This is a genomic window from Alcaligenes sp. RM2, from assembly GCF_052931795.1.
Window position 1 is genome coordinate 1,067,282 of the sequence record NZ_JBRFIO010000001.1, and the last position, 16,871, is coordinate 1,084,152.

The 16,871-nt window shown below is 56.8% G+C and carries 17 protein-coding genes; 8 read left to right on the top strand and 9 right to left on the bottom strand.

Annotated elements, in window-relative coordinates; genetic code table 11:
* The first annotated feature begins 8 nt into the window (after positions 1 to 8).
* The 8 genes from pgaB (at position 9) to ACU6HM_RS04930 (ending at position 8,272) form a co-directional block, all read left to right on the top strand.
* Complete coding sequence (gene pgaB, locus ACU6HM_RS04895) at positions 9 to 2,030, top strand: poly-beta-1,6-N-acetyl-D-glucosamine N-deacetylase PgaB (RefSeq protein WP_021446638.1); 2,022 nt, start codon at positions 9 to 11, stop codon at positions 2,028 to 2,030.
* A complete protein-coding gene (pgaC, locus tag ACU6HM_RS04900) occupies positions 2,023 to 3,351 on the top strand; it encodes a poly-beta-1,6-N-acetyl-D-glucosamine synthase (protein ID WP_021446639.1) in 1,329 nt (442 codons plus the stop codon). The genes pgaB and pgaC overlap by 8 nt, the downstream gene beginning before the upstream one ends.
* Entirely contained in the window at positions 3,348 to 3,881 is a 534-nt protein-coding gene (pgaD, locus tag ACU6HM_RS04905; protein ID WP_009454351.1) for a poly-beta-1,6-N-acetyl-D-glucosamine biosynthesis protein PgaD, read from the top strand. Before pgaC ends, pgaD begins: the two co-directional genes overlap by 4 nt.
* Before the next feature lie 137 nt (positions 3,882 to 4,018).
* Positions 4,019 to 4,504 carry a curli production assembly/transport protein CsgE gene (locus tag ACU6HM_RS04910; protein WP_009454353.1) on the top strand — a complete coding sequence of 162 codons (486 nt, stop codon included), beginning with the start codon at positions 4,019 to 4,021 and terminating at the stop codon, positions 4,502 to 4,504.
* 15 nt (positions 4,505 to 4,519) lie between these two features.
* The gene (locus tag ACU6HM_RS04915) at positions 4,520 to 4,954 is read left to right on the top strand and encodes a curli assembly protein CsgF (protein WP_121738856.1); all 435 of its coding nucleotides are present in this window, start codon (positions 4,520 to 4,522) and stop codon (positions 4,952 to 4,954) included.
* A complete protein-coding gene (locus tag ACU6HM_RS04920) occupies positions 4,951 to 5,919 on the top strand; it encodes a CsgG/HfaB family protein (protein WP_031232101.1) in 969 nt (322 codons plus the stop codon). The genes ACU6HM_RS04915 and ACU6HM_RS04920 overlap by 4 nt, the downstream gene beginning before the upstream one ends.
* A gap of 89 nt (positions 5,920 to 6,008) precedes the next feature.
* Positions 6,009 to 7,118 carry a hypothetical protein gene (locus ACU6HM_RS04925; protein WP_009454359.1) on the top strand — a complete coding sequence of 370 codons (1,110 nt, stop codon included), beginning with the start codon at positions 6,009 to 6,011 and terminating at the stop codon, positions 7,116 to 7,118.
* A gap of 389 nt (positions 7,119 to 7,507) precedes the next feature.
* Entirely contained in the window at positions 7,508 to 8,272 is a 765-nt protein-coding gene (locus ACU6HM_RS04930) for a response regulator transcription factor (protein WP_009454362.1), read from the top strand.
* A 15-nt stretch (positions 8,273 to 8,287) separates the two neighbouring features.
* Here the strand turns inward: ACU6HM_RS04930 and sufT are convergent, their stop codons facing one another.
* The 9 genes from sufT to ACU6HM_RS04975 all read right to left on the bottom strand — a co-directional run bounded on the left by sufT (position 8,288) and on the right by ACU6HM_RS04975 (position 16,854).
* Entirely contained in the window at positions 8,288 to 8,848 is a 561-nt protein-coding gene (gene sufT / locus ACU6HM_RS04935; protein WP_254499306.1) for a putative Fe-S cluster assembly protein SufT, read from the bottom strand.
* A gap of 15 nt (positions 8,849 to 8,863) precedes the next feature.
* Positions 8,864 to 9,316 carry a Fe-S cluster assembly sulfur transfer protein SufU gene (sufU, locus tag ACU6HM_RS04940; RefSeq protein ID WP_009454366.1) on the bottom strand — a complete coding sequence of 151 codons (453 nt, stop codon included), beginning with the start codon at positions 9,314 to 9,316 and terminating at the stop codon, positions 8,864 to 8,866.
* Entirely contained in the window at positions 9,317 to 10,564 is a 1,248-nt protein-coding gene (locus tag ACU6HM_RS04945; RefSeq protein WP_009454368.1) for a cysteine desulfurase, read from the bottom strand.
* The gene (gene sufD / locus ACU6HM_RS04950) at positions 10,561 to 11,868 is read right to left on the bottom strand and encodes a Fe-S cluster assembly protein SufD (protein WP_254499308.1); all 1,308 of its coding nucleotides are present in this window, start codon (positions 11,866 to 11,868) and stop codon (positions 10,561 to 10,563) included. The genes ACU6HM_RS04945 and sufD overlap by 4 nt, the downstream gene beginning before the upstream one ends.
* Positions 11,865 to 12,644, bottom strand: a complete 780-nt coding sequence (gene sufC, locus ACU6HM_RS04955) for a Fe-S cluster assembly ATPase SufC (protein WP_009454372.1) — start codon at positions 12,642 to 12,644, stop codon at positions 11,865 to 11,867. The genes sufD and sufC overlap by 4 nt, the downstream gene beginning before the upstream one ends.
* A 13-nt stretch (positions 12,645 to 12,657) precedes the next feature.
* Entirely contained in the window at positions 12,658 to 14,106 is a 1,449-nt protein-coding gene (gene sufB / locus ACU6HM_RS04960) for a Fe-S cluster assembly protein SufB (RefSeq protein WP_009454374.1), read from the bottom strand.
* Positions 14,103 to 14,597 carry an SUF system Fe-S cluster assembly regulator gene (locus ACU6HM_RS04965; protein WP_003800349.1) on the bottom strand — a complete coding sequence of 165 codons (495 nt, stop codon included), beginning with the start codon at positions 14,595 to 14,597 and terminating at the stop codon, positions 14,103 to 14,105. Before ACU6HM_RS04965 ends, sufB begins: the two co-directional genes overlap by 4 nt.
* 60 nt (positions 14,598 to 14,657) lie before the next feature.
* Complete coding sequence (locus ACU6HM_RS04970) at positions 14,658 to 16,439, bottom strand: ABCB family ABC transporter ATP-binding protein/permease (RefSeq protein ID WP_446763561.1); 1,782 nt, start codon at positions 16,437 to 16,439, stop codon at positions 14,658 to 14,660.
* 172 nt (positions 16,440 to 16,611) lie between these two features.
* Positions 16,612 to 16,854 carry a hypothetical protein gene (locus ACU6HM_RS04975; protein ID WP_128831580.1) on the bottom strand — a complete coding sequence of 81 codons (243 nt, stop codon included), beginning with the start codon at positions 16,852 to 16,854 and terminating at the stop codon, positions 16,612 to 16,614.
* Positions 16,855 to 16,871 lie beyond the last annotated feature (17 nt).

Consider the following 16,871-nt stretch of genomic DNA (forward strand, 5'->3'; position numbering starts at 1 on the left):
CCACGACAATGAGCACACGAATCCTGACCCTTCTGATAGTGGCCTTCAGCGCCCTTTTATCCGCCTGCAGCGCCAGCCCGCCGGCCCTGTATGTACCGCCCGAGCAGCGTCGCCTCGAACAACAAGAGCAGCCCTGGCGCAATGACGAGCTACTCATCATCGCCTACCACGACGTGGAGGACCACGATCCTAACCAGGCGTACCTGAGCGTCAGTACCGAGCACCTGCGCCAGCAGTTTTCCTGGCTACAGGAAAACAACTATGTGCCCGTCAGCGTAGAGCAGATTATGCGCGCCCGCCAAGGTGTGGAGCCTCTGCCTGAAAAGGCAGTGCTGCTGTCATTTGACGACGGGTATCAAAGTTTCTATACCCGCGTGTTCCCGCTGCTAAAAGCCTATCACTGGCCTGCGCTGCTGGCCCCGGTCGGCAAATGGTTGGACACCCCCGACAACGAAAAAGTGGACTTTGGCGGTCTTCCCACCGAACGTTCGCGCTTTTTGCACTGGGCACAAATCGACGAAATGGCCAAATCCGGTTTGGTGGAAATCGGCGCGCACACCCAAAACATGCATTACGGTGCCATCGCCAACCCACAAGGCAATATCCAGCCAGTGGCTGCCGCACATCGCTACCTGACCGATCAGAAACGCTACGAGACCGATGCCGAGTACACCGCCCGCTTTCGCGAGGATGTGCGCGCCATCAGTGCCCGCGTCAAACAGCACGCCGGTAAGCCGCCGCGCGTCTGGGTCTGGCCCTATGGCCGGATCAGCGGCCTGGGCCTGCAAATTCTGGAGCAAGAAGGCTATCAGATGGCCCTGACGCTGACCGACGGCGTGGCCAATGTCCACGACCCGATGAATATGCCCCGCTATCTGGTGGATAACGACCCGGACATCAGCACCTTTGCAGGCTTTATCACCGCCCGTGAAGACCGTCAGGCCGAGCGCGTGGTGCATGTGGATCTGGATTATGTGTACGACCCCGATCCGGCGCAGATGGAACGCAACTTGAGCGCCCTGGTGCAACGCATCGCAGACCTGAAACCACGTAGTGTCTATCTGCAAGCCTTCGCCGACCCCACAGGCGATGGCCTGGTGCGCGCGGTCTACTTCCCCAACCGCCACCTGCCCATGCGCGCCGACCTGTTCAATCGCACGGCCTGGCAATTAAGTTCGCGCGCCCACGTCAATGTCTTTGCATGGATGCCCGTGCTGGCCATCGAGACGTCCGAGCCGGCGCAACGCGTGCTGCAATGGCATGCCGACGGCAGCCCACCTTCCCTGCCCACACAAGGCTACCGCCGCCTGTCCCCCTTTGACCCTCGCACTCGCCAGATCATGGGCGATCTGTACGAAGACCTGGGACGCAGCGCCATCTTCTTTGGTGTCGTATTCCATGACGATGCCACGCTGACCGACTTTGAAGATGCCTCGCCCGCCGCCCTGGACGCCTACGAAAACGCCGGCTTTGGCAGGGACATCAGAACGATACGAGCCAATCCCGAGCAGTTTGAGCGCTGGACGCGCTTTAAATCACAAGCCCTGATCGACTTGACCCGGGAACTAGCTGATCGGGTACGCAAGCAGCGCGGCCCGCAGATCAGTACGGCCCGCAATATGTACGCTCTACCGGTTCTGAAGCCCCAGAGCGAACAGTGGTTTGCCCAGAACCTGAACGATTTTCTGCAAGCCTATGACTGGACTGCCGTGATGGCCATGCCCCGCATGGAAGACATCCTCGATCAGCATGCCGTGACCTGGCTGAACGAGCTGGTCGATAAGGTGGCCAGCCACCCAGAAGGCCTGCGCCGCACCGTGTTCGAAGTGCAATCGGTCGATTGGCCCGGCCAAGGTCAACCATCCCGTCCGCTGGACTCCCATCTAGTGGCCGGCTGGCTCAATGCACTGACGGCAAGAGGGGCGCGACATGTCGGCTATTACCCCGACGACTTTGTCAACAATCAGCCCAAGATGAACGTGATTCGTCCGGAAATCACGATTGAATGGTATCCAACAAAAAATGATTGAACGACTGATCGCCCTATTGGCCCTGTGCCTGATCGTCGGAATTCCCCTGGGAATCACCGTCGCCCTGACCAGCCACCTACTGCTCTACTTCATCTTCATGTACCCGCTGTTCATGTCGGGCATATGGATAGGCGGCGGCTTGATCTTCTGGTTCCAGCATGAACGCCGCTGGACCTATAAACCACACGCCCCACCCGAACTGGAAGGCATGCCGCTGGTCAGCATCCTGATCCCCTGCTTTAACGAACAGGCCAACGCCCGCTCTACCATCCTGTCCGCGCTGAACCAGGTCTATCCCAACATCGAAGTCATCGCCATCAACGACGGCTCCAGCGACCGCACCGCCCAAGTGCTCAATGATCTGAGCGAGGAGTACGACAAGCTGCGCGTCATCCATCTGGCCCAGAACCAGGGCAAGGCACTGGCCCTGCGCATGGGAGCCCTGAGCGCCAGCGGCGATTACTTCGTGTGTATAGACGGGGATGCTTACCTGGACCCGGAAGGCGTCAATTACCTGGTCGCCCCCATGCTGCGTAACCCGGAAGTCGGTGCCACCACCGGTAATCCGCGCATCCGCACGCGCTCCACCCTGATCGGCCGCATCCAGGTTGGCGAGTTCTCCTCGATCATCGGGCTAATCAAGCGCACGCAGCGCGTCTACGGAAAAATCTTCACGATTTCCGGCGTGATCGCAGGCTTTCGTCGCCAGGCCTTGGACGAAGTGGACTACTGGAGTCTGGACATGATCACCGAGGACATCGATGTGACCTGGAAGTTGCAGCTGGCCGGCTGGCAGGTGTTCTATGAGCCGCGCGCCCTGTGCTGGGTGCTGATGCCCGAAACACTGAAAGGCCTGTTCAAGCAGCGTTTGCGCTGGGCTCAGGGCGGTGCGGAAACCTTCCTGAAATACACCCCGCAGGTGCTGCGCTGGGAAAACCGCGGCATGTGGCCCCTGACCCTGGAATACCTGTGTTCGACCTTATGGAGTTTCGCCCTGGGCGTAGCGATGCTGATCTGGTTGCTTGGACAAATGCTCCACTTGCCTGCCGCCACCCAGATCGACGGCCTGTTCCCGCCCTCGTTCACCGGTATGGTGCTGGCCGGCATGTGCCTGCTGCAGTTCGCCGTCAGTATCTGGATCGACCGTCGCTACGAGCCCGATCTGCCCCTGACGATGTTCTGGATCATCTGGTACCCATTTGCCTACTGGTTGATCAATTTTTTAACCACGCTGTGGAGTTTCCCCATGGTCATGCTGCGCCTGCGTCGCAAACGCGCCCGCTGGAGCAGCCCCGACCGGGGTATCAAGGAGCTGTCATGATCATCACGACCCAACGCCATCCCATCACTCGCTGGATAGACCGTCTACTGACCATCGCCGGCTGGTTCGTCTTCAGTTACCTGATCGCCAAAGGCTTGCTCCTATTGATCGGTCACACCATGGACAAAGCTGGCTACGAACAGATAGATCCGATCTTCCCAACCCTGACCACCTTTCTGTTCTACGGGGCGGTTCTGCTGACCAACGGCCTGCTGCTGTTGGCCTGGTCACGCTGGCGACGCCAGCAGCGCCAGCAGCGCCACCTGCGCCAGGCCCTGTACCGCCAACGCAGCCGCTCGCATCGCGTCAAGCAGCCCCCCCTGCCGCACTTTGATCACGAGCAGATCGATACCGTGCGCCACAGCCGCATCGTCGTGCTCTACAACGCCCAGGACGGCGCGGTACAGCATGTAGAAGCAGCCAATCCGCTACCCATGCAGCAGGCAACCGGCCCACACGACGGAGAACCACTGACACCGCTGATCTTTCGTCCGCGCGCCTACCCCAAACAGCCTACGCCGAATCAGTAGCACCGACGCAAAAACAGCCCTGTGCAAGGGCAAACAGCCTAGGAAATGCGGCTCATGTAATTGCAGATGGCCGTCTCTACCATAGTCAGTAACGCCGATGTATCAAGCCGTAAGGCGAAGGAACAACAGGTGCTGCAATGACAAAACCATACCAACAAGGGGCCGTGCTCCTGGCAATGCTGTGTGTCATGAGCAGCGCCGCTGCACAACCAGGCAGAGATACCAGCAAGCCCAAACCGGCCAACTTCATGGAAGCCATCCGGCAGGCTGAAGTAGTTCGCAAGAACCTGTTTGACGATCCGCTCGCGGGCATCGTCATCAACCGCACCGTAACGGTGCAAGGACAAGACTTTTACCGCTACTTCAGCAATCGCTGGCGCGAGCTGACCGGGGCCAGTCCCTTCACCCTGACGGTGGTGGAGCGCCCGTCGGCCCGCTGGGGCAGCGAAATTTGGGTCGAATACCGCCGCCAGCGCATGTATCACGCTTTTCTCACGCCCGCGCGTTCCGGCACAAAGAAGGCCAGTGAGCGGGCTGTGGATCTTGTTCTGGAAAACGTCAATAAAAGCGAGATCGAACGCGTACTCACCAACAACCCGGACCTTGCTCCGGACGAACTTTAACAAGAGAGACATAACGTGAAGACCTTCCTGCCCCTTGCCTCTGTTTTGCTGACCGGTGCGCTATTTGCTCCCGTCCACGCAACCGAACTGATATATACCCCCGTCAATCCCAATTTCGGCGGCAGCCCGCTCAATGGGCAATGGCTACTGAACTCGGCCCAGGTCACCAACAAGCACACGGACCCCGACGCCGAAGACCTGGGCTCATCCTTTGAGCAGCGCACGCCCTTCCAGGACTTCAACGATCAGTTGGAGCGCTCGGTACTCAGTCGCCTGGCCTCGGCCGCGTCCTCGCAGTTTGTGGACAGCAACGGCAAATTTGTACCCGGGACCTTCGAGACCGGCAGCTTTACTGTCAGCGTCGTCGATATCGGCGGCGGAGCACTGACGATCACCACTACGGACCGGATCACCGGCGCTTCCACTACTTTCCGAGTGATGCAACCATGATGAGCACAGTGACCGTCCTGAACGCGCGCCCAACACGCCTGTTAAGCGTGCTGGCCCTGACCTGGGCCCTGGCTGCCTGCGCCGTCCCCTCCACCCCGGCCGAAGTCAAAGGCTCTGCCTACCTGACGCCCGCCTCGCCAGCCACACACGATCTGCTGGAGCTCCCCGCGCCCGCCCAGCGCCTGACCGTGGCCGTCTACGGGTTTCGTGACCAGACCGGCCAATACAAGCCCAATCCGGACAGTTCCTTTTCCACCTCAGTCACCCAGGGAGCCGCCGCCCTGCTGGTCAAAGCCTTGCGTGACTCGCGCTGGTTCACTCCGGTCGAGCGCGAAAGCCTGCAGGAACTGCTGACCGAGCGGCGCATCGTGCGCGCCCTGGACGGATCGCAGGAAAACGGCCAGCGCACCGCCATTAACATCCCGCCGCTAGCCCCGGCCGAAATCATGATGGACGGAGGCATCATCTCCTATGAAAGCAATGTGCGCACGGGCGGCGCGGGCGCACGCTTTCTGGGCGTAGGCCTGTCTACCCAGTATCGGGTGGATCAAGTCACGGTCAACCTGCGGGCCATCGACGTGCGCACCGGCAACATTTTGCAAAGCGTGTCCACGACCAAGACCATCTTTTCCTACGAAGTCCGGCCCAGCGTCTACAAGTTCGTGAACTTCAAAGACCTGCTGGAAATCGAGGCTGGCGTAACTAACAACGAACCGGCCCAGCTCTCGGTCAAAGAGGCCATTGAATCGGCGGTGGTGCATCTGATCGTGCAAGGCATGAAGGAAGGCCAATGGCGACTGCAAAACGAGGCCGACCGTAACAACCCCATCGTGCAGAACTACATGAAGCAAAACGAAACCTATCGCAGCATGCGCACCCAGACCGCTGTGGCCGCTCCTGAGGCCACGCAAGCCAATGAGGCCACAAGCGATGAGGTGCAGACCGCTCCAGTCACCGGCAGTTGAACACGAGCAGACAGCGCGGTGGTTCCGAGAAGACCGGCCACCGCTCTCTTTCCTAACAACGGTCTTCGACATGCACTGAGGAGAAGTATATGAACGGCAAACTGTCCACATTAGCTATTGCCCTGGGCACCGCGCTGGCCCTGCCCACACTGGCGCTGGCTGACAACGCCACCGTGACGCAGACCGGCAATTTCAACAAAGGCGTAGTTCTTCAAAACCACAACGCCAACGCCAACGCGACCATCGACGTAAAGGGAGACCGCAACGACGATTACATCAACCAGTGGGATAACGGTACGGTTCGCACCACCGTGAAGGTCATCAACGGCAACGACAACAAGGCCGTGGTGGAACAAAGCCGCAGCGGCGGCAACTCCACGATCACCATCACCCAGTCACGCAACCGCAACGACGCCTTTGCCAGCCAATGGCAGGCCAACGGATCGCAAATCGGCATCAAGCAATTACGCTCGGACAACAAGGCGGTTGTGGAACAAGTCCGCAGCACTGGTGACCAGGCCTGGGTAAACCAAACGGGACAAGCGGGCGATGCCTATGTCAATCAATACCGAACCCGTGACGCACTGGCTGTCATCAACGACAGCGGCGCGCGCAACGACTCAGTCATTGAGCAAGACAACAGCAGCCATGTCAACGCCTTCATTACCCAATCGGGGTACAAAGGAGATGCGTACATCAATCAATACAAAAGCATGAGCTCGACCGCCAGCATCACCGACAGGGGCAAGTACGACAAAGGCGTGATCGATCAGTGGAATGTCTCCAACTCGAACGCCTCCATCGTCCAGGGCGGTGGCCACAAAAATGATGCCACTATCAGCCAAACCGGCACGTGGTGGGGCAATTCGGATCGCCTGCACGCCAGTATTGTCCAGATCGGCTCGCATAACAAAGCCGTTACTGAACAGACCGGCTACAGCAACGACAGCAACATCATCCAAAGTGGCCTGGGCAATGACGCCTATAACTCCCAAGCAGGCATCGGCAACGATTCCTACATCAGCCAGAGCGGCGGCTATAACAAGGCCGTGGTTACCCAGGTCGGTTTCAACCTGGATTCGTCGGTTATGCAGAACGGTTGGGGCAACCGTGCCCAAGTGGTGCAAAGCGGCCTGAACCACAACAGTACCGTCACCCAGACGGGTAATTTCAACAATGCGTATGTCAACCAACATTAACCGGCTGACGTAAGCCAAATGTCAGCGGCAATATGTTATATAGTAGGCGCCGCTGACAACACTCAAGCTATTGATATGTAAGCGGTTTAGGGATTATGGAGCATAGGAGTAACCCGAGTTTATAAGGCTTTCCAGATACCTGATCCGCGCTTTTGGGCACGGTATGGCGTTTAAAACATCAAAATTTAACCAAAACAAACAATGATTAACAATTTCACATGATTCGCCCGTTCTGAATGCGGCTAGCCATCTGAAAATTAGGCTGCCAATAGGAATGAAAAAAGAAAATACCCATAACTACCAAAGACAATGACACATGCAATCGAACCAACAAAAGGCTTATTCAACGTAATGACATAGAGCCCATGACGCAGCGAGGGAGACATAAAATGACAACAATTATCATCGTAGAGCCACACACCTTATACAGGTTGGGTATCGTACGGCTGCTGGCAGACACCCTGCCCAGCGCGGAACTGCTCAGCATGGACTACGAATCTATGGAAACCGGTCTGCAGACACGATGTTGTGAGCTGCTGCTATTGTCGGTGCCATCGGCCAAGGCCTGTTTGAAGCTGCTGGCTGATGCGTACCGCAGCCTGCAACCCAGCGCCGTACTCCTGATAGCCGACTCCCACTACGCCTTGCCTGCGCTTCAAGACATGCCTGCCGGCGTTATGGGACATTTGCTCAAGACCGCCACACCGGAATTAATGGCGGCTTCGATCAATCTGGTGTTGGCCGGCGGCTCCTGTTTTCCATCGCCTGCGCCCCAGCGTCAAACGATGGCAATGACCACGACTGTAACCCAGCCATCGAGTCCATCGCCGTCCCAAGCTCATTCCGACAAGCTGATTACGTCCTACGAGCCCATACGCTGGCCACCCGCCGATCCTGAGACAGACCATCTTGACGAAGCGCGGCTGCTGGGCCTGACACCGCGCCAGTATGAAGTGCTGGTGTTATTGGCACGCGGCATGACCATCAAGGGCGTGGCCCGGCAGTTGAATATTTCATCGGCTACAGCCAAGGCGCATGCTGAAACCCTGTATATGCGGATGAACGTACACAACCGTAACGAGGCCGTCTATCACGCGGTCTCCAAAGGAGCCAGGCTAGGGATGCCCAACACCCACATCGAAAAAGCCTGCTAACCGCAGGCTTTTCTATTACAGCATTCCTAGTTGCAAGCGAGCTGATTCACTCATACGTTCCCGGCTCCACGGTGGATCCCAAACCAGATCCACTACGGCCTTCTCTACGCCCTGGATAGTCTCCAGCTTGTAGCGGGCCTCATCGGCAATCATGGCGCCCATACCGCAACCCGGAGCCGTCAGCGTCATTTCCATGGTGATGGAGAACGCTTCTGGACCAGTCTGCTTCACGTGACAAGCGTACACCAAGCCCAGATTAACGATATCGACCGGAATCTCCGGATCATAAACGCTAGCCAGCACAATCCAGGCGGCGTCTTCAATGGTTTTTTCGCTCAGGGGCAGCTCGGGTACAAAAACCTCGGGCTTGTCCTGGGCCTCAAAACCCAGCGCATCGGCATCGACACCTTCAATTCGGTACAGGTTGCCCTCTACCATCACGGTATAGCTGCCACCCAGCTTCTGGGTAATCGTTGCTGTACAACCCGCCTCGATCGTAACGGGAGCACCGTAAGGGATACTGACAGCCGGACAATCCCGGCTGACCAGCACATCATGTCGTTCAAAGTAGCTCATGGCTTGTTTGCGCCTTTATTCGGTTTGCGCGGTTTCTTTGGCCTGATTGATGGCGTTATGCAGGGTATGCCAGGCCAGAGTGGCACATTTAACCCGTGCGGGGAATTCACGCACACCAGATAACACTTCCAGCTTGCCCAGATCTCGATCGGGATGGGCCTCTGTCAACATGGCGTGCATATCTTGAAATAGAGACTCAAACTCGGCCAGACTCAGGCCTTTTACGGCTTCGGTCATTAAGGATGCCGAAGCCTTGGAAATAGCGCAGCCATGCCCCACAAAGCTGACTTTCTGCACAATGCCGTCTTCAACCACGGCGTACACAGCCAGTTGATCCCCACACAGCGGATTGTGGCCATTGGCAAAATGACTGGCGTTTTCTATTACTTCAAAGTTACGCGGGCTACGGTTATGGTCAAAAATGACCTCTTGGTAGAGCTCGCGCAGCCCGTTGAAATCCTGGCTCATTTAGCCAACTCCAAATAGTTTTTGAGCTTTGCGCAGGCTGCCCAGCAAAGCATCAATATCAGCGTAATCGTTGTACAAGGCAAAGGAGGCACGAGCCGTACCGGGAATGCCAAAGCGCGTCATCAAGGGCATGGCACAGTGGTGACCGGCACGCACAGCAACGCCGTCCATGTCCAGAATCGTGCCCAGATCATGCGGGTGAATACCGTCGACCAGGAAGGACACAATGCCTGCCTTGTGTGCGGCCGTACCAATAATGCGAATGCCAGGCATGGCCAGCAAGGCTTCGGTGGCGTAGTCCAGCAACAGCGCTTCATGGTCGGCAATACGCTGCATGCCTATACCCATCAAATAATCGATAGCGGCAGCCATGGTAATGGCACCAGCGATATTGGGCGTACCTGCCTCAAAGCGCTGTGGCACAGGGGCGTAATTACTTTGCTCGAAACTGACGGTGGTGATCATGTCACCGCCGCCCATCCAGGGCGACATGCTGTCCAGAATCTCGTAGCGCACGTACAAGGCGCCCATGCCGGTAGGACCGTACAGTTTATGGGCCGAAAACGTGTAAAAATCCGCATCCAGGGCTTGTACGTCCACCACACCGTGGGGAACGGATTGGGCACCATCCACCAGCACCTTGGCGCCGACGGCATGCGCCTGACGGGTCATTTCAGCGATGGGGTTGATCGTGCCCAAGGCATTGGACACATGGCCCACAGCCAGCAGGCGGGTTCTCTCGTTGAGCAGTTGCTTGAAGGCTTCCTGATCCAGCTCACCGTTATCCAGCACAGGCACCACGCGAATAACGGCACCGGTACGCTGGGCAACCAATTGCCAAGGCACGATATTGGAGTGATGCTCCAGGCCGGTCAGCAGAATCTCGTCGCCTGCTTTCAGGTTGTCCATGCCCCAGCTATAGGCCACCAGGTTGATGGATTCTGTGGTGCCACGCGTAAATACAATTTCTTCGTCGCGCGCGGCATTCAGAAATGCCCGCACTGTACTTCTGGCCTGATCGTACAGCTCAGTAGCATGCTGAGACAGCCAATGCACACCACGGTGGATGTTGGCATTGGACTGCTCATAGAATCGCGCCTCGGCTTCAATGACCGAGCGCGGCTTTTGCGTCGTCGCGCCATTGTCCAGATAGGACAGGCGTTGGCCCCGGATGGGGCGAGCCAGGATAGGAAAATCCTCGCGGTGATTCAGCAAACCAGCAGCAGTTACGGGCATAGGCGCATTCATGCAAGATCTCCAAGGGCAAGACCGCCAGGCAACAAAGCATTAATACCGACTGTGGCACGGCTACGCAGGCTCTCGGACGCAATGCGCTCCAGAGACTGAGCGGCAAATGCGTAAATCAGCATATTGCGTGCATCTTCCATGGTCATGCCACGCGAGCGCAGGTAGAACAGGCTATCTGCATCCAGCTGACCCACAGTGGCACCGTGTGCACACTTGACGTCGTCGGCGTAGATTTCCAACTCAGGGCGGGAGTCTGCACGTGCCATCTTGGACAAGAGCAAGCTGTCCGAACGCTGTACCGAATCCGTACCATCCGCGCCCTTGCCTACCAATACGCGACCACTGAACACACCGCGGGCGGTGTCGGCCAAAATGCCACGGTAGAACTCACGGCTTTGGCAGTTAGGCTGAGCGTGATCAATGATGGTGTTGTGGTCCACGTGACGGCGGCCATCCACAAAATACAAACCATTGAACAAGGTTTCGCAGCGCTCGCCATTGAAGACGGTAGCAATGTCGTTGCGGGCAATACGGGCACCGAAGGACAGGGAGTGCGAATTGAATACCGAGCCACGACCTTGCTGCACATCGATTGCAGCCAGGTGAAAGTCTTGCAGCGCTTCCTGCTGCAACTTCATGTGTGTCAGCTTGGCATCAGGCGCCACGTTCAGGCGAGTCACGACGCTGCTCAAGGAAGCATCCGTTCCTTCCTGACCTACATAGTGTTCAACCACCGTTGCACTGGCACCGGATTCCAGAGAAATCAGGTTACGCGTGAAGCTGGCGCTGCCACCTTGGGTGCGCACAAAAACCAGATGAACAGGCTGCTCCAGGTGCTTGCCCGCAGCGATGTGCAAGGCCGCGCCATCCTGGGCCAAAGCCAGGTTCAAGGCCGCGGTCGAGGCGCCCAGGGACTCGTCCCCATAAGCCTGCTGCAACCAGTCTGCATCCTGTTCCAGACAGGTGCTGAGCGAGGACAAACGCACGCCTGCTGGCAACTCGTTCAGGTGCGACAAGGCCGCATCGTAGTGACCATCCACAAAGACCAGGAAGTACCCGTCTTCTTGCTGGCGCACCGACGCCACCAGTTCTGCGGCCGAAGCCGACTTCTGAGGCGCAAAACTTTGTTGTTCCAGCAAAGCCAAGGAGGTGTGATGCCAGGCTTCAATACGCGTGGTTGGCCAGCCTTCTTGTGCGAAACGATCCAGCGCGCGCTGACGCACGGCGCTTAGCCATGGCAGGCCGGCTCCAGGTGCTTGTGCAGCCTGAGCGGCAAAGCTGTTGACCCAATCCGGCAGACTCATACCGCAGCTCCCTTGGCTTTTTGTTCGGCAGCTGCTTGTTCCAGCACCCAACCGTAGCCACGCTCTTCCAGTTCCAGAGCCAATTCACGGCCACCGGAACGAATGATCTTGCCGCCGGCCAATACGTGCACAAAGTCAGGCACGATGTAGTCCAGCAGACGTTGGTAGTGAGTAATCACCAGCAAGGAGCGCTCGGGGGAACGCAGGCGGTTCACGCCGTCTGCAACCACACGCAAAGCGTCAATATCCAGACCGGAGTCGGTTTCGTCCAGGATGGCCAGCTTGGGTTCCAGCAGGCTCATTTGCAGAACTTCGTTGCGTTTCTTTTCGCCGCCGGAAAAACCTTCGTTCACGGAGCGGTACAGAAACTCTTCGCGCATGCCAACCGTCTTCATTTCCTCTTTGACACGCTTGAGGAAGTCCATGGCGTCCAGCTCAGGCAAGCCCTGATGACGGCGCACGGCGTTCACGGAAGCGCGCAGGAAGTAGGCGTTGGACACACCGGGAATTTCGATGGGGTACTGGAAGGCCAGGAACAGACCGGAACGGGCACGGTCTTCAATCTTCATTTCCAGCAGGTCTTGACCCAGCCAATCAACCGAACCGCCTTCCACGGTGTAGTCTTCACGACCGGCCAGAACTTGGGACAAGGTGCTCTTGCCCGAGCCGTTCGGGCCCATGATGGCGTGGACTTCACCGGGCTTGATTTCCAGGTTCAGACCTTTAAGGATAGGTTTATCTTCAACCGAAGCGCGCAAATCTTTAATCGTCAGCATTTCATTATTCTCCTTAACCTACACTGCCTTCCAAGCTGACGCCGAGCAAATTCTGTGCTTCGACCGCAAACTCCATGGGCAATTCTTTAATCACTTCTTTACAAAAGCCGTTCACGATCATGGAGACGGCATCTTCGGCAGTCAGGCCGCGCTGCATGGCATAAAAGAGCTGGTCCTCGCCAATGCGCGAAGCGGTTGCTTCGTGTTCCACACTGGCGCTGGGGTTCTGCACTTCCATAGTTGGGAAGGTGTGTGCAGCGCAGCGCTTGCCGATCAGCAGCGAATCACACTGGGTGTAATTGCGGGCGTTTTCTGCCTTGGGGGTAATACGAACCAGACCGCGATAGGTATTGATACCTTGGCCAGCCGAAATCCCCTTGGAGATAATCGTGCTGCGGGTATTGCGACCCATATGAATCATTTTGGTGCCGGTATCGGCTTGCTGGCGGTGGTTGCTCAGGGCGACCGAGTAGAACTCGCCTTGGGAATCATCGCCGCGCAGCACCACGCTGGGGTATTTCCAGGTGATGGCCGAGCCAGTTTCAACCTGCGTCCAGGAGATGTGCGAACGTGCGCCACGGCATTCGCCACGCTTGGTGACGAAGTTGTAAATACCGCCTACGCCGTCTTTATCGCCGGGGTACCAGTTTTGCACGGTGGAGTACTTGATCTTGGCGTCGTCCAAGGCGACCAGTTCCACGACCGCTGCGTGCAACTGGTTTTCATCGCGCATCGGCGCCGTACAGCCTTCCAGATAGCTGACCGAAGCGCCCTCTTCCGCAATGATCAAGGTGCGCTCGAACTGACCAGTGTCGCGGGCATTGATGCGGAAGTAGGTGGACAGCTCCATCGGGCAGCGTACGCCTTTGGGGATGAACACAAAGGAGCCATCGGAGAATACGGCCGAGTTCAAGGCGGCGTAGAAGTTGTCGCTAGGAGGGACAACCGTACCCAGATACTTTTTCACCAGTTCCGGATATTCACGCACAGCCTCGGAAAAGGAACAGAAGATCACGCCCACTTCTTCCAGCTCTTTGCGGAAGGTGGTGGCCACCGAGACTGAGTCAAACACGGCGTCAACTGCCACACCGGCCAGACGCGCGCGCTCGTGCAAGGGCACACCCAGTTTTTCATAGGTGCGCAGCAATTCAGGATCCACCTCGTCCAGGCTCTTGGGGCCGTCGGCCTTGCTCTTGGGCGCGGAGTAGTAGCTGATGTCCTGGAAGTCGATAGGTGGATACTCCACAATCGACCACTTGGGATACTTCATGGTCAGCCACTGGCGGTAAGCAGCCAGGCGCCATTCCAGCATGAACTCCGGTTCGCGTTTTTTCGCGGACAGGAAACGGATGACGTCTTCGTTCAGACCTTTCGGTATGGTTTCAGACTCGATGTCGGTGACAAAGCCTGCCTCGTAATCACGATCGAGGAAGGTGTCCAGATGTTCGTTGACGGTACTCATTCGGTTAACTCCACGTTGGAGGTGTTCGCCTTGTTTCTGTTTTTCAATTCGGGACCCGGCTTGTGTGTCAGGGGAAATTCGTTAACGGGCACGCGTATCATGTCTGCAACACTGACCTCTTCCAAGGTGCGTCGGACAATATCGTTGATACGCTGCCAATTACTGCGTATATGGCAATCTGACTCCACGGAACAGGCTCCAGGAGTAGCTACACATTCAGTCAAGCCAAAGGGCTGATCTTCCAGTGCATCAATAATCTGCGCTACACTTATCTGTTTGGCGGGGCGGCCCAACACATACCCTCCGCGTGCGCCTCGGCTGCTGATGACCAGCTCGTGCTGGCCCAGCAGTTTAAGCACCTTGCTGACAGTCGGTTGGCCCAAACCCAGGATGGCGGCCAAGTCAGACGCACTGAACACACGGTCTGGATCGCCAGCCATGTGTGTCAGCACCAAAGTGCCGTAATCAATGATTTTACTGATTCGCAGCATTCCTTCTCTCTGAACAGGTCGTAGAGCCATATAGTACCGCTTTGGTACTATATGGTCAAATTATCCCTCCAGACTTTGCTGGATATTCCACATCCGGGCATAGGCGCCATCCAGGGCTAAAAGCTCGCTGTGCGTGCCCTGCTCCACGATCTGTCCGCGCTCCAGAACCAGAATCAAATCCGCGTCCGTAATCGTGGATAGACGGTGAGCAATGATCAAGGTAGTGCGGTCGCGGGCAATCTCGTTCAACTCCGCCTGAATCGCCCGTTCCGTGCGCGTGTCCAGCGCACTGGTGGCTTCGTCCAGAATCAGCACCGGTGGGTTCTTCAGCAAGGTGCGGGCAATGGCCACGCGCTGCTTTTCGCCCCCGGACAACTTCAAACCACGTTCACCCACGATGGTCTCGTAACCATCGGGCAGGCTTTCGATGAAGTCGTGGATACTGGCGGCCCGTGCTGCTGCCACGATCTGCTCTTTGCTGGCATCAGGACGGCCATACGCAATATTGTGCAAAATCGTATCGTTGAACAGGACCGTATCCTGGGGAACGATACCGATATGACGACGCAAGCTCTCTTGCGTCCATTCGCGCAACTCGCGATTGTTGAACAGGATGCGACCTTCCGTCACATCATAGAAACGAAACAAAAGACGCGACAAGGTGGATTTACCTGCGCCCGAAGAACCCACCACCGCTACCGTCTTGCCGGCGGGAATCTCGAAACTCAGGTTTTGAATGACTTTGCGACGGCTGTCATAGGCAAAGCCGACGTTCTCGAAACGCACACCCGCCTGCTCACAGGACAAGACCTGGGCATCCGGCGCATCTTTCACCTCTTGCTTGCGACGCAGCAAGGAGAACAGGCGCTCCATATCAGCCAGTGAATTCTTGATTTCGCGGTAAACAAAACCCAGAAAGTTCAAAGGCGCATAAAGCTGAGTCAGGAAGGCAGACACCAGCACAACGTCACCCACCGTCATGGTTCCGGCCAGCACACCTTGCGCCGACATGAACAGCAAGGCCGTCACCCCAACACTGATAATCGAAGCCTGACCAATATTGAGCAGGTTCAGCGATACCTGATTACGCACGGCAGCCTGGACCCACTGGCCCATATTCTGATCGTAGCGATTGATCTCGTAATCCTCGTTACCGAAGTATTTGACTGTCTCGTAATTGAGCAAGGCATCAATCGCGCGAGAGTTGGCACGACTGTCCAAGTCGTTCATGGCTCGCCGATAACGCATGCGCCGCTCAGTCACCAGCAAGGTGAACACAACATAGGCCGCAATCGTCCCCAAGGTCACCGCCGCGAAGGCCCAGTCGTATCGCCAGAGCAAGATGCCACAGACCAGAGCTATTTCCAGCAAGGTTGGCAAAATATTGAAGACCAGGAAATTCAGCAGAAAGCTAACGCCTTTGGTGCCCCGTTCAATATCCCGGCTCAAGCCACCTGTCTGGCGTTCAGTATGAAAGCGCAAGGACAGATCCAGCAGGTGCCGAAAGACGTGGTTCGCAATCAGCCGCACCGACCCTTGCGTGACTCGCGCAAACAGGGCATCCCGTATTTCACCAAAAGCGCTGGAGGCCAGACGTACGGCGCCATATCCCAACAAGGCGGCCACCGGCAGCATCAAAGCCGTAGCGGGCAGGCTCAACGCATCGATTACCTGCTTCAGGTAGATCGGCATCATCACGGTGGCGACTTTTGCCAGCAGCAAACAGGACAAAGCCAAGACCACGCGAGTCTTGAATCGCCAAACGTAAGGAAATAAGGATTTCAGGGTGCTCAGACCACCGGAGACACCATCAAGCACTTCAGGACGAGGAGGCACACGCAATAGGTCCGTGTTCAACAGCACAAAGCCGAAAAACCGCGGACAGCTTAAAAATAAGTTGCAGCACAACGCTGAAATCAAGGCAGGACAAGCAGACTACGCTTTCCACTGGCAGGCAGGCCCTGCCATGTCCTTGATGCGAATACAGAAATGAGGTTCTACGCCTGGGTAATTATCAAAACTGCCAGGTAGCACATAACGAATAAGTATAGCCTTTTGAACTGCTTATCCTTGCCAAGACCCTGCCGACGGCATGCTTGTTTGGCTGATTATTGACCTGCAAACCACAGTCACACGAATAAGGGACCTGACCAGCAAGCATCCAGTGCTGAAAATCGGGAAATTCAAGGCTTGTCACTGCAAAGAAAATGCTGGCAATCCAGCACTTTGTTACCTTCAAGCCTTCAACGAAAGGCATACAATACCTGCTTGTCT